Origin of the sequence: Streptomyces sp. NPDC046831, from assembly GCF_040645305.1 — a bacterium.
GTDB lineage: Bacteria > Actinomycetota > Actinomycetes > Streptomycetales > Streptomycetaceae > Streptomyces.
On sequence record NZ_JBEYXZ010000003.1, the window covers coordinates 68,618 to 82,028 of the forward strand.

Sequence of the window (13,411 nt, forward strand, 5' to 3'; positions counted from 1 at the left end):
CACAACGCCGCCCCGCCCGGTCCCATTCCCGGCTGCCCCTCGTCAGGGGCACGTGGCAGGATCGGTCCTGTTCCGTCGGTGTCCGACGGGTCCGCCCACGTAGTCGAGACGTCCTGAGGAGTGCCGCCCGTGCCCGGTGAGAACCTGTCCCGCGACGAGGCCCGGGAGCGGGCCGCCCTGCTGTCGGTCGAGAGCTACGACGTGTCCCTCGACCTGCGCTCCGCGGTGGGCGAGGAGACGGGGGACGGGCCGCGCACCTTCCGGTCCGTGACCACGCTCCGCTTCCGCTGTGCCGAGCCCGGCGCGTCGACCTTCGCCGACCTGATCGCGCCGGCGGTCACCGCCGTCTCGCTCAACGGCAGGGACCTCGACCCCGGCGAGGTGTTCGACGGCGCCCGCATCCGCCTGGAGGACCTGGCCGCCGACAACGAGCTCGTCGTCGACGCCCAGTGCGCCTACTCGCGCACCGGCGAGGGACTGCACCGCTTCGTCGACCCCGAGGACGGCGAGGTCTACCTCTACACGCAGTACGAGCCGGCCGACTCCCGCCGCGTCCTCGCGTGCTTCGAGCAGCCCGACCTCAAGGCCCCGTTCCGCTTCGAGGTGCGGGCGCCGGAGGGCTGGACGGTGTGGAGCAACGGGGCCGGGGAGCGGCACGACGACGTCTGGCGCTTCGCGGAGACCAAGCCGATCTCGACGTACATCACCTGTGTGGTGGCAGGCCCGTACCACTACGTGACGGACACCTACACGCGCACGTTCGCCGACGGCACCCGGCTGGAGATCCCGCTCGGCGCGCTGTGCCGCAAGGGCCTGGCGAAGCACTTCGACGCCGACGACGTCTTCCTGGTCACCAAACAGGGCCTGGACTTCTTCCACGACCACTTCGACTACCCGTACCCGTTCGGCAAGTACGACCAGGCGTTCGTGCCGGAGTACAACCTGGGCGCCATGGAGAACCCGGGCCTGGTGACCTTCCGCGAGGAGTACATCTTCCGCGGCAAGGTGACGCAGGCGTCCTACGAGGCCCGGGCGAACGTCGTCCTGCACGAGATGGCGCACATGTGGTTCGGCGACCTGGTCACCATGGAGTGGTGGGACGACCTGTGGCTGAAGGAGTCCTTCGCCGACTTCATGGGCGCCTTCTCGCTGGTCGGCGCGACCCGTTTCACGGACGGCTGGATCACCTTCGCCAACCGCCGCAAGGCGTGGGCCTACCGCGCCGACCAGCTGCCCTCCACGCACCCGGTCACCGCGGACATCCGCGACCTGCAGGACGCCAAGCTCAACTTCGACGGCATCACGTACGCCAAGGGCGCGTCCGTCCTCAAGCAGCTCGTCGCCTACGTCGGCCAGGACGCGTTCCTGGAGGGGGCACGGCGCTACTTCAAGCGGCACGCGTACGGCAACACGCGCCTGGGGGACCTGCTGGCGGTCCTCGAGGAGACGAGCGGCCGGGACATGGGCGCGTGGGCGCGGGCCTGGCTGCAGACGGCCGGGGTGAACGCGCTGACGCCGCAGGTGCTGCTGGACACCGAGGGCCGGATCGACGAGCTCGCGGTGCTCCAGGAGGCGGCGGAGACCCATCCGCAGCTGCGGCCGCACCGGGTGGCGGTGGGCCTGTACCGGCGCACGGACGGCGGCGCGCTGGAGCGGTACGCGCGGGCGGAGGCCGACGTGGACGGCCCGCGGACCGTGGTGGCGGAGCTGGCCGGGGCGGGCGCTCCCGAGCTGGTGCTGGTCAACGACGACGACCTGACGTACTGCAAGATCCGCTTCGACGACACCTCGCTGGCGTCGCTGCGCGCGCACCTGGGCGACCTCACCGACCCGCTGGCCCGGGCGCTGTGCTGGTCGGCGCTGTGGAACCTGACGCGGGACGCGCTGCTGCCGGCCCGGGAGTTCATCGCCCTGGTGCTGCGCTTCGCCGGCCGCGAGTCCGACATCGGCGTGCTGCAGATGCTGCACGCGTGGGCGGGTGCGGCGCTGGAGCACTACGTGGCGCCCGGCTGGCGGGCGGCCGGCGAGCGGCTGGTCGCCGAGGGCGCGCTGCGCGAGCTGCGGCAGGCCGAGCCGGGCAGCGAGCACCAGCTCGCGTGGGCGCGGTTCTTCGCCGCGGTGGCGTCGGCCCCGGACGACCTGGACCTGCTGCGGGAGCTGCTGGCGGGCACGGCGCGGATCGACGGCCTGGAGGTGGACCAGGAGCTGCGCTGGGCGTTCCTGACGCCGCTGGCCGCGCACGGGGTCGCCGACGAGAAGGCGCTCGCGGAGGAGCTGGCCCGGGACGACACCGCCTCCGGCAAGCGCCACCAGGTCCGCTGCCTGGCCGCGCGCCCCTCGGCCGCCGTGAAGGCGCAGGCGTGGGCGCAGGTGGTGGAGTCGGACGCGCTGTCCAACGCGCTGGTCGAGGCGACGATCGCGGGCTTCGCCCAGCCGTCGCAGCGGGAGCTGCTCGCGCCGTACACCGCGAAGTACTTCGCGGTGATCGAGCGGGTGTGGACCGAGCGGTCCATCCAGATCGGGATGGACATCGTCCGGGGCCTGTTCCCGTCGTGGCAGGACTCGCCGGAGACGCTGGAGGCCACCGACGCCTGGCTGGCCGCGCACGAGCAGGCCGCGCCCGCGCTGCGCCGCCTGGTGCTGGAGGCGCGCGACGACCTGGCGCGGGCGCTGCGCGGACAGGCGTGCGACGCGGCGGCCGCGGACGCCGACCGCTAGGCCCTGTCTGACCCTGCGCGTCCACCGCGCGACGCCCTGCACGCTCCCCCGAGCTCTCGGCTCGCTCGAGCAGGGGCTACCCCCACGCGCCGCACCGGCCCCGGACCCGAGTACGTCCCGTACGAGGGCCTGGGGCCGGCACGCCGAGAGCACGCACCCGACGCCGCGCGGCCGCCCTCCGGGCGACGACGCGTATGGTCAGACAGGACCTGGGCCCGATCCCTGGCCAAGGCTCAGGCGCTCGGTAACCGTTACGAAATTCAGTCATGCAGCCCGTAACCCCTGGCCCCTCCCCGGAGGGACCAGGCGTTTTCGGCATCCGAACACCCGTCCTTTAGGGCGAGCTCGTCCAGATTTGTCGACGGACGTGTAACAGCGGTTACGGGGCGCGTCCGCTGCGGAAATCTCCGGGTCATGAACCACAACACCCCCCTCTCGCCCCGCCCCCTGTCCCACCTCGACCGGGCCGGCCGGCGGGTCCTGACGGCCGATCAGCTGCGTGCCCACGGCGTCCCGGCCGGGGAGGCGGCCGGCCGTTGCCGTCCGGGCGGCGGCTGGCAGGAGCTCCTGCCCGGCGTCTTCCTGCTCCACCCGGGCCCGCCGACCAGCGAGGACCGGCTGCGCGCGGTCCTGGCGTACGCGGCGCGCGCCCCGCAGGCGGCGGCCGGGGTGCCGGTCCAGCCGACCGCCCAGGACCCGCACCACCCGGTGTACGCCGAGGCGCTGATCACGGGCCTGGCGGCCCTCACCCTGCACGGTTTCGCCTCCGCCCCTCCCCTGCCGTCGCTGGAGCGGATCGACGTCCTGGTGCCGCGCAGGCGCCGGCTGCGCTCGGTGGGCTGCGCGCGGCTGGTCCGCACCGCCGACCTGCCCGCCCCCGAGACGGTCACGGGCCTTCCGGTGGCCCCCGTGCCGCGCGCCCTCGCCGACGCGGTGGCCGGACTGACGGACGCGACCCCGGTGCGGCGGCTGCTGACGGAGGCGGTGCGCGGCGGCCACTGCGAACCGGCCGCGCTGGTGGCCGAGCTGACCCGGGCCCGGCTGCTGGGCCGGCCGCACGTGGTGGACGCGGTGGACGCGCTGCTGGCCGAGGGGCGGGCCGTCGCGGAGGACCGGCTGTACCGGATGGTGCGCGAGTGCGGCCTGCCCGACCCGGTGTGGAACGTGGACCTGCGGCTGCCGGGCGGCCCGCACCTGGGCGGCCTGGACGCCTACTGGCCCGAGGAGGCGGTCGCGGTGGAGCTGGACACCCGCGCCCCGCGCCCCGACGAGGACGCCCTCCGGTCCCCGTACGCCCGCAAGCGGGAGCACCTGGAGCGGCTGGGCATCACGGTCGTCCACATCACGCCCAGGAAGCTGCGGGACGCGATGCGGCAGCAGGCCACCGTGGTCCGCACGGCCCTGATGGCGGCGGGCGACCGCGAGCCCGCCGCACAGGTCGTGGTGCTGCCCCGGTAGTGACGACGCGAGAACGGACAGCAGGGGGGAGGCAGGGGGCCGCCGGGGGCATCGGCGGCCCCCTGCGGACGGTCCGGCACCAAAAGCGCTCAGGCGCGCCCTGCGGCGGGCCCGAGCCGCCACAGCGTCAGGGCGGCGTCGACCAGGCCGACGCGGGCCAGGGCGGGTACCGCGTCGAGGGGGTGCCAGGCGGCCATGTCCGTGGAGCCGCCGGTCTCGTGGCGCAGCTCTCCCCCGGCGATCCGGCCCTCGTAGACGAGCCGTACGGCGTGGTGGTCCCTGGCGGAGCGCGTGCCCCGGCGCGGGAGGGCCTGGCGCAGGGAGTCGACGCCGAGCAGGCGGGCGACCTCGACGCGGTAGCCGGTCTCCTCCGCCACCTCACGCACCACGGCGTCGTACGGGTCCTCTCCGTGCTCCAGGCCGCCGCCGGGCAGAGTCCACTCCGGGCGGCCGTCGCGGCCGCGGCCGCGGGCGAGCAGGAGCCGGCCGTCACGGACGCACACGGCGTAGGCCGCCACCCTCAACGTCTGGCGCACACGGCGACTTTAGGCCCTGCGGCGCGGATCGGCCCGGCGCCGGCCGGAAGGCGCCGCACCGCACAGCCGGCCCGGCCTGGACGACAGCCACCGCGCCGGCTCGGGGTGGGCGGGCGAGTACGCGGGCGGCGCCCAGCGCAGCGCACCGCGGCCGGCGTCTCGATCACCTCCGCGACCGTGAAGCGGAGCCGCCGCTCCCCGTCCGCGCCGAACTCCGTCACGGCCTCGCCCGTCAGGTGCAGGGCCGTGCCGTGCGTCCAGTCCAGGAACAGCAGGCCCGCCCGCGGGTCGACGGCGAGGTTGCCGAGGATGACGAGCATGGAGATGCCCGGGTAGTCGCACCATCGCAGCTCACCGGGCGAACGGACCTCGACGAAAGCGGGGTTGCCCCCGCGGTGGCCGGCGCCGGCTCCGCGCCCGTGCACCGGCGCGGCGAAGAAGGAACGACGGGGCGGTGCAGGACCTGCTCGACGGCACCGAGGGGGCCGGCGGTGTGGCTCGCCACGGGCGGGCTCGGCGAACGCCTCACCGCCGACGCCGCCATGCTGGACCCCACCCTCCAGGCCCGCGAGGCGCTGAGGGAGGCCGTCGACGGGGACCCGTCGAGGGGCGCGGCGCTCGTCGACGCCGTCCTGGAGCACGGGCGGATCCGGCCCGCGCTCACCGCCGGCGGACCGGGCGAGCGGGCCGAGTCCGGCGACCCGGCGTGGGGACCGGCCTGGCTCGCCGCCCGTGACTACCTCCGCCTGCCCGCCACCGCCCCGGACCGGATCCGCCGCCGCGCCCACGCGGAGCGCGTCCTGCACTTCTTCAAGACCTCGCGGAACGGCACCCGCCGCCGGTGCTCCATGGCGGTGCGCGGCAACCGCGCGAAAGCATCCCGCCACTACGCGCGATCACGCGGCTGAATCGCCCGTCCCCCGCGCTCGCCGAACGGGCCGCCATCGAGGGACACATCACCTTTTGACGGTCTATCTCCCCCGTGGCGCATGGCGGAAGTACGCCATGCGTCCCGCCCCGCAACGGCCAACTCTCCCCAAAAACTTGCCCGTGAGTAAAGCTGAGCGATCGTCCGGTCCAGAAATCCGGACCGCAGCGGTCGACCCCGATCGCGCCTCGCTCGTTCCTTCACCTACAGGGATGCCGATGACCTCCGACCCCTCCCGCGCCCCGCTCACGGGCGCGAGACGTCTGGCCCGCATCACCGCGGCCGCCGGCGTGGTGGCCGCGCTCTGCGCGACCGGGCCGATACCCCTGGCCGCCGCCCAGGACAACCCCTCCCCGGGCGACGCGCCCGTCAAGTCCGCGACCGCCAAGCTCGGTTCCGACGACGCGGACCTGCTCGCCGAGGCCAAGGCCGACGGCGCCAAGAACGTCACGATGATGATCGCGACCGCGCCAGGCCGCACCGAGCAGGTCGCCGAGCAGCTGGACGCGGTCAAGGGCGGCTCCGTCGGCCTCACCTACGACGGGCTCGGCTACGTCCGCGCCACCGTCCCGACGGCCGAGGCGGACTCGGCCATCGCCTCCGCCGCCAAGCTGTCCACGGTGCACGCCATCGACCTGCGGCAGGAGATCGCGCTCGACGACCCGGCGCCGAGCGCGGACACCGCCAAGGGCGCGGCGGGCACGGGCGGCAGCACGTACCCGGCGCCCGGCCGGGACACCCCCGCGAAGAACCCGTACAACCCGTCGTTCGAGACGGGCGCCGTCGACTTCGTCGCCCAGCACCCGAAGGCGGACGGCCGGGGCGTCACCATCGGCATCCTCGACTCCGGCGTGGACCTCGGCCACCCGGCGCTGCAGAAGACCACCACCGGCGAGCGCAAGATCGTCGACTGGGTGACCGCGACCGACCCGATCCTCGACTCCGACGCCACCTGGCGCCCGATGGTGACGTCGGTGTCCGGGCCCGCCTTCACCTACGGCGGCCGGAGCTGGACGGCCCCGGCGGGCTCCTACCAGGTCAGCACCTTCAAGGAGTCCGTCACCGCGGGCGGCGACGCCAAGGGCGACGCGAACCGCGACGGCGACACCACCGACTCCTGGGGCGTGCTGTACGACGCGGCGGCCGGCACGGTCCGCGTCGACCTGAACAACAACGCCGACTTCACTGACGACCAGCCGATGAAGCCGTACAAGGACGACCACCAGATCGGGTACTTCGGCACCGACGACCCGAAGTCGGACGTCGTCGAGCGCCAGCCGTTCGTCGTGCAGATCCGCAAGGACGTGCCGATGGACCCCTACGGCGGGTCCTGGACCGGCAAGAAGGCCGACTTCGTCAACATCGGCGTCATCGAGTCCGAGCACGGCACCCACGTCGCCGGCATCACCGCCGCCAACGGCCTGTTCGGCGGGAAGATGAACGGCGCCGCTCCCGGCGCGAAGATCGTCTCCTCGCGGGCCTGCACCTGGACCGGCGGCTGCACCAACGTCGCGCTCACCGAGGGCATGATCGACCTCGTCGCCAACCGCGGCGTCGACATCGTCAACATGTCGATCGGCGGCCTGCCGGCGCTGAACGACGGCAACAACGCGCGCGCCGAGCTGTACACGCGCCTGATAGACACCTACGGCGTGCAGCTGGTGATATCCGCCGGCAACTCCGGCCCCGGCGCCAACACGATCGGCGACCCCGGCCTCGCCGACAAGGTCATCTCGGTCGGCGCGGCCGTCTCCAAGGAGACCTGGGCCGCCAACTACGGCTCGGCCGTGGAGAAAAAGTACGCGATGATGCCCTTCTCCTCGCGCGGTCCGCGTGAGGACGGCGGCTTCACGCCGACCCTGACCGCGCCCGGCGCGGCGATCAACACCACCCAGACCTGGCTGCCGGGCTCCCCGGTCGCCGAGGCCGGCTACGCCCTGCCGGCGGGCTACTCGATGCTCCAGGGCACCTCGATGGCGTCCCCGCAGGCGGCGGGCGCCTCGGCGCTGCTGCTGTCGGCCGCCGGGCAGCAGGGCATCGACCTCACCCCGGCCGTGCTGCGCACCGCGCTGACCTCGACCGCCCACCACATCCCGGGCGTCCAGGCCTACGAGGAGGGCGCGGGCCGCATCGACGTCGTGGACGCCTGGAACGCGATCCGCCGCGGTGCGGGCGCCCACACCTACACGGTCAAGGCCCCGGTCGACACCGCGATCGACTACGCCCTGAAGACCCCGGGCTTCGGCACCGGCCTGTACGACCGCGAGGGCGGCCTGAAGGCTGGTCAGCACAAGACCTACGACATCACCGTCACCCGCACCTCCGGCCCCGACCGGGCCGTCTGGCACACGCTGCGGCTGGTCAACAACGCGGGCGGCACCTTCCGCGTCGTCGGCTCCCCGCTGGTGAGGCTGGGGCTGAACCAGCCGGTGACCGTCCGCGTCCAGGCCGCGCCGTCGTCGGCGGGCATCAAGAGCGCGATCCTCGAGGTGGACGACCCGCTGACCGTGGGCGTCGACCAGCAGGTCCTCACCACGGTCGTGGTCTCGTCGCCGGTGGCGTACACGTACGCGGCCTCCGGTTCGGTGCAGCGCAACAGCACCCGGTCGTACTTCGTGACCGTCCCCGAGGGCGCCAAGGCCCTGGAGGTCGCGATCGGCGGCCTGAAGGACAAGAGCCAGACCCGGTTCATCGCGATCCACCCGTACGGCACTCCGGTCGACAGCACCTCCACGCCGTACTGCTACAACAACTACCTCGACGGCAACGGCTGCCGGCCCGACGTGCGCTCCTACGCGGACCCGCAGGCCGGCGTCTGGGAGATCGAGGTCGAGGCGCGCCGCACCTCGCCGCTGCTCGACAACCCCTACCGGCTGGACGTCTCCGTCCTCGGCGCCGTCTTCGACCCGGAGACCGTCACCCTGGCCGAGGCCAAGGCCGGCACGCCGGTCACCGCCTCCTGGAAGGTGACGAACCAGTACGCCGCCCTGGACGGCAGGCTCGCCGGCGGCCCGCTCGGCTCGTCGAAGACGGACCGTCCGGCCATCGCGGGCGGCGAGACCCGGACCACGACCGTGGTCGTCCCCGAGGGCGCCGAGTCGCTGGACGTGGCCATCGGCAACGTCACGGACCCGGCCGCCGACCTGGACCTCACGGTCTACGACGCGAGCGGCGCGCAGGTCGCGCAGGCCGCCGACGGCGACTCGGAGGAGGCGGTCTCCATCGCCAGGCCCGCCGCCGGCACGTACACCGTCAAGGTCGTGGGCTACTCGGTGCCGTCCGGCTCGACCGCCTACGACTACCGGGACGTGTTCTTCTCCGCCGCGCTCGGCACCGTCACGGTCGGCGACGCGCCCGCGGTGAAGCTGGGCACCGGCGACTCGGCGACCCTGACCGGCCAGGTCACGGCAGCCGCCGAGGCACCCGAGGGACGAGAGTTCTTCGGGCGCGTGCAGCTGCTCAACGCGCGCGGGACGGTCGCGGGCACCGGCAGCGTGAAGATCGAGAAGGTCACGCGCTAGACGCACCGGGCACGGCACGGGGGCGGGCGTCCGTACGGGGCGCCCGCCCCTCGTCATGGGCGGGCGGGGGCTCGCGCGCCGGCGCGGGCAGAGGCGTACGTCACATCGCGTATGCGCCGCGACCCCGCGGGCCGGCCCGCGGCACAGCACAGCTTGCGGCGCCGGGGCCGCCGGGGGCGAATATCTGCAGCTCATCGCGTGTTGTCACGGAACGACCGCAACCGCGCCCGGCGCCGGGACGTCCCCCCACCCGGGCGCGCGGCGCAAAGGATTGGACAGGTGGGCCGGGGTCGGCCGCATGATGGGAAGGCCTCGGCCACAGCAGGTTCGAACACGCAGAGGGAGTCACCGTGAGGGTCGGAATCGTCGGAGCCACCGGTCAGGTCGGCACGGTCATGCGCAGGATCCTCGCGGAGCGCGGCTTCCCGGTCACCGAGCTGCGGCTGTTCGCCTCGGCCCGCTCCGCCGGGTCGGTCGTCGACGGCGTGACGGTGGAGGACGCGGCGGCCGCCGACTACACCGGCCTGGACATCGTGCTGTTCTCCGCGGGCGGCGCGACCTCCAAGGCGCTGGCCGAGAAGGTCGCCGCGCAGGGCGCGGTCGTGATCGACAACTCGTCGGCCTGGCGCAAGGACCCGGACGTGCCGCTGGTGGTCTCCGAGGTGAACCCGCACGCGATCATGAACCGCCCGAAGGGCATCATCGCCAACCCGAACTGCACCACGATGGCGGCGATGCCGGTGCTCAGGCCGCTGCACGCGGAGGCGGGCCTCGAGGCGCTGGTCGTGGCGACCTACCAGGCGGTGTCCGGCTCGGGCCTCGCGGGCGTGGCGGAACTGCACGGCCAGACCCAGAAGGTCGTCGCCGAGGCCGACCGGCTGACCCACGACGGCTCGGCGGTCGAGTTCCCGGAGCCGGCCGTCTACAAGCGCCCCATCGCCTTCAACGTGCTGCCCTTCGCCGGCAACCTCGTCGACGACGGCCTGAACGAGACCGACGAGGAGCAGAAGCTCCGCAACGAGTCCCGCAAGATCCTCGAGATCCCCGACCTCAAGGTCTCGGGCACCTGCGTGCGCGTCCCGGTCTTCTCCGGCCACTCCCTCCAGGTCAACGCCCGCTTCGCCCGTCCGCTGTCCCCGGAGCGCGCGACGGAGCTGCTGGCCGGCGCTCCCGGCGTCGTCCTCACCGACATCCCGACCCCGCTGCAGGCGGCCGGCCAGGACCCGTCCTTCGTGGGCCGCATCCGCCGCGACGAGACCGTGGACAACGGCCTCTCCCTGTTCGTCTCCAGCGACAACCTCCGCAAGGGCGCGGCCCTGAACGCCGTGCAGATCGCCGAGCTGGTGGCGGCGGAGCTGCGCGCGTAGCGGCTCCGGCGCGACACGGGCCGAGGGGCGGTCACCGGGCCGGTGACCGCCCCTCGGCGTCCCCGCCGACCACGCCCGCCGCACCCCGACACGGCCGCATCCCGGTGCCGTGCGCCGCCCCCGGCGCGGCGCCGGGCTGTCGACCCTTCGGCCGGTAGCGGCCACCGCACGCCCCGGGCGCACTCGTGGAAAGATGACGCAACCCACACATTCACGAGGAGATGACCGCGTGCCTGGCACAAACCTGACTCGCGAAGAGGCGCAGCAGCGGGCGAAGCTGCTCACCGTTGACTCGTACGAGATCGATCTCGACCTCTCCGGCGCGCAGGGAGGGGGTGCCTCCCCTTCGGCCGAGGCCGGCAGCGGCGGAGGCACCTACCGGTCCGTGACCACGGTGCGCTTCGACGTCGCCGAGGACGGCGCGGAGTCCTTCATCGACCTGGTGGCCCCCACCGTCCACGAGGTCACCCTCAACGGCGACTCCCTGGACCCGGCCGAGGTCTTCCAGGACTCGCGGATCGCCCTTCCCGGTCTGCTGCGGGGCCGCAACATCCTCCGGGTCGTCGCCGACTGCGCGTACACGAACACCGGCGAGGGCCTGCACCGCTTCGTCGACCCCGTCGACGACCAGGTGTACCTGTACACCCAGTTCGAGGTGCCGGACGCCCGCCGGGTCTTCGCCGCCTTCGAGCAGCCCGACCTGAAGGCCACGTTCCAGTTCACCGTGCGCGCGCCCGAGGGCTGGACGGTCGTGTCCAACTCGCCGACCCCCGAGCCCGAGGGCGACGTCTGGACGTTCGCGCCGACGCCGCGGATGTCGACGTACGTCACGGCGCTGATCGTCGGCCCGTACCACTCGGTCCACAGCGTGTACGAGAGGGACGGGCAGAGCGTGCCGCTCGGCATCTACTGCCGGCCCTCGCTGGCGGAGTACCTCGACTCCGACGCCATCTTCGAGGTCACCCGGCAGGGCTTCGACTGGTTCCAGGAGAAGTTCGACTACGCCTACCCGTTCGAGAAGTACGACCAGCTCTTCGTGCCGGAGTTCAACGCGGGCGCGATGGAGAACGCCGGTGCGGTGACCTTCCGCGACCAGTACGTCTTCCGGTCCAAGGTGACCGACGCGGCGTACGAGATGCGCGCGGAGACCATCCTGCACGAGCTGGCCCACATGTGGTTCGGCGACCTCGTCACCATGGAGTGGTGGAACGACCTGTGGCTGAACGAGTCGTTCGCCACCTACACCTCCATCGCCTGCCAGGCCGCCGCGCCCGGCTCGCGCTGGCCGCACTCGTGGACCACGTTCGCCAACTCGATGAAGACCTGGGCGTACCGGCAGGACCAGCTGCCCTCCACGCACCCGATCATGGCGGACATCCGCGACCTGGACGACGTGCTCGTCAACTTCGACGGCATCACGTACGCCAAGGGCGCCTCCGTGCTGAAGCAGCTCGTCGCCTACGTCGGCGAGGACGAGTTCTTCCGGGGCGTGCAGGCGTACTTCAAGCGGCACGCGTTCGGCAACACGCGCCTGTCCGACCTGCTGAGCGCCCTGGAGAAGACCTCCGGCCGCGACCTGAAGACCTGGTCGGGGAAGTGGCTGGAGACGGCGGGCATCAACGTCCTGCGCCCGGAGATCGAGACGGACCAGGAGGACGGGTCCGGCGTCGTCACCTCCTTCGCCGTCCGCCAGGAGGCCCCGGCGCTCCCGGCCGGCGCGAAGGGCGAGCCGACGCTGCGCCCGCACCGCATCGCGATCGGCCTGTACGACCGCGACGAGGCGAGCGGCAGGCTGGTGCGCACCGAGCGGATCGAGCTGGACGTGGACGGCGAGCTGACCGCCGTGCCGCAGCTGGCGGGCCGGCGCCGCCCGGACGTGGTCCTGCTCAACGACGACGACCTGTCGTACGCGAAGGTGCGGCTGGACGAGCGGTCGCTCGCCTTCGTCACCGAGCACCTCGGCGACTTCGAGTCGTCGCTGCCGCGGGCCCTGTGCTGGGCGTCGGCGTGGGACATGACCCGCGACGGCGAGCTCGCCACCCGCGACTACCTGTCCCTGGTGCTGTCCGGCATCGGCAAGGAGTCGGACATCGGTGTCGTGCAGTCGCTGCACCGCCAGGTGAAGCTGGCGATCGACCTGTACTCCGACCCGGCCGTCCGCGAGACCCTGCTCACCCGCTGGACGGACGCCACCCTGGCCCATCTGCGCGCCGCCGAGGCCGGCAGCGACCACCAGCTGGCCTGGGCGCGGGCGTTCGCGGCGACCGCCCGCACCCCGGAACAGCTCGACCTGCTGAACGGCCTGCTGGAGGGTTCCCAGACGATCGAGGGCCTGGCCGTCGACACGGAACTTCGCTGGGCGTTCGTGGAGCGGCTGGCGGCCGTGGGCCGCTACGACGAGACGGAGATCGCGGGCGAGTACGACCGGGACCGGACGGCGGCCGGCGAGCGGCACGCGGCCACGGCCCGCGCCGCCCGCCCGACCCCGGAGGCCAAGGCGGAGGCCTGGGCCTCGGTCGTGGAGTCCGACAAGCTCCCGAACGCCGTCCAGGAGGCGGTCATCGCGGGCTTCGTCCAGACCGACCAGCGGGAGCTGCTGGCCCCGTACACGCAGAAGTACTTCGAGGTGCTGAAGGACATCTGGGACTCGCGGTCCCACGAGATGGCCCAGCAGATCGTGGTCGGCCTGTACCCGTCGATCCAGGTGTCCGAGGACACCCTGCGCACGACGGACGAGTGGCTGGCCTCCGCCGAGCCGAGCGCGGCCCTGCGCCGGCTGGTCTCGGAGTCCCGCGCGGGCGTCGAGCGCGCGCTGAAGGCCCAGTCCGCGGACGCCGCGGCGGCCGGGCTGTAGGCACAGCGGCCGCCCGGACGGGGGCGCCC

The 13,411-nt window shown here is 73.3% G+C and carries 7 protein-coding genes and 1 pseudogene; 6 read left to right on the forward strand and 2 right to left on the reverse strand.

The genetic code is table 11. The features are described 5' to 3' along the window. The first annotated feature begins 129 nt into the window (after positions 1 to 129). Together pepN (ABZ920_RS03830) and ABZ920_RS03835 are read left to right on the forward strand one after the other, a co-directional pair. Positions 130 to 2,718, forward strand: coding sequence for an aminopeptidase N (gene pepN, locus ABZ920_RS03830; protein ID WP_361498470.1), 2,589 nt, complete (start codon positions 130 to 132; stop codon positions 2,716 to 2,718). A 414-nt stretch (positions 2,719 to 3,132) separates the two neighbouring features. Continuing rightward, positions 3,133 to 4,176, forward strand: coding sequence for a hypothetical protein (locus tag ABZ920_RS03835; RefSeq protein ID WP_361498472.1), 1,044 nt, complete (start codon positions 3,133 to 3,135; stop codon positions 4,174 to 4,176). 89 nt (positions 4,177 to 4,265) lie between these two features. Here the strand turns inward: ABZ920_RS03835 and ABZ920_RS03840 are convergent, their stop codons facing one another. Together ABZ920_RS03840 and ABZ920_RS03845 are read right to left on the reverse strand one after the other, a co-directional pair. Next, a complete protein-coding gene (locus ABZ920_RS03840; protein WP_361498473.1) occupies positions 4,266 to 4,712 on the reverse strand; it encodes an NUDIX hydrolase in 447 nt (148 codons plus the stop codon). A gap of 93 nt (positions 4,713 to 4,805) precedes the next feature. Continuing rightward, a pseudogene (locus ABZ920_RS03845) lies at positions 4,806 to 5,155 on the reverse strand (pyridoxamine 5'-phosphate oxidase family protein); the annotation flags it as partial. Positions 5,156 to 5,203: 48 nt separating this feature from the next. Here ABZ920_RS03845 and ABZ920_RS03850 point away from each other — a divergent pair. The 4 genes from ABZ920_RS03850 to pepN (ABZ920_RS03865) all read left to right on the forward strand — a co-directional run bounded on the left by ABZ920_RS03850 (position 5,204) and on the right by pepN (ABZ920_RS03865) (position 13,382). After that, entirely contained in the window at positions 5,204 to 5,620 is a 417-nt protein-coding gene (locus ABZ920_RS03850) for a CGNR zinc finger domain-containing protein (protein WP_361498475.1), read from the forward strand. Between the two features lie 238 nt (positions 5,621 to 5,858). After that, complete coding sequence (locus tag ABZ920_RS03855) at positions 5,859 to 9,161, forward strand: S8 family serine peptidase (protein ID WP_361498477.1); 3,303 nt, start codon at positions 5,859 to 5,861, stop codon at positions 9,159 to 9,161. Between the two features lie 350 nt (positions 9,162 to 9,511). Beyond that, positions 9,512 to 10,528 (forward strand): aspartate-semialdehyde dehydrogenase, encoded by a 1,017-nt coding sequence (locus ABZ920_RS03860; RefSeq protein WP_361498479.1) that lies wholly within the window; start codon positions 9,512 to 9,514, stop codon positions 10,526 to 10,528. Positions 10,529 to 10,757: 229 nt separating this feature from the next. Beyond that, positions 10,758 to 13,382: an aminopeptidase N gene (gene pepN, locus ABZ920_RS03865; protein WP_361498481.1), complete on the forward strand. Its 2,625-nt coding sequence runs from the start codon at positions 10,758 to 10,760 to the stop codon at positions 13,380 to 13,382. Positions 13,383 to 13,411 lie beyond the last annotated feature (29 nt).

Bases quoted from the DNA above. Each gene is read 5' to 3' on its own strand.
- ABZ920_RS03855 (WP_361498477.1), top strand. From the start codon at position 5,859: ATGACCTCCGACCCCTCCCGCGCCCCGCTCACGGGCGCGAGACGTCTG.
- ABZ920_RS03835 (WP_361498472.1), top strand. From the start codon at position 3,133: ATGAACCACAACACCCCCCTCTCGCCCCGCCCCCTGTCCCACCTCGAC.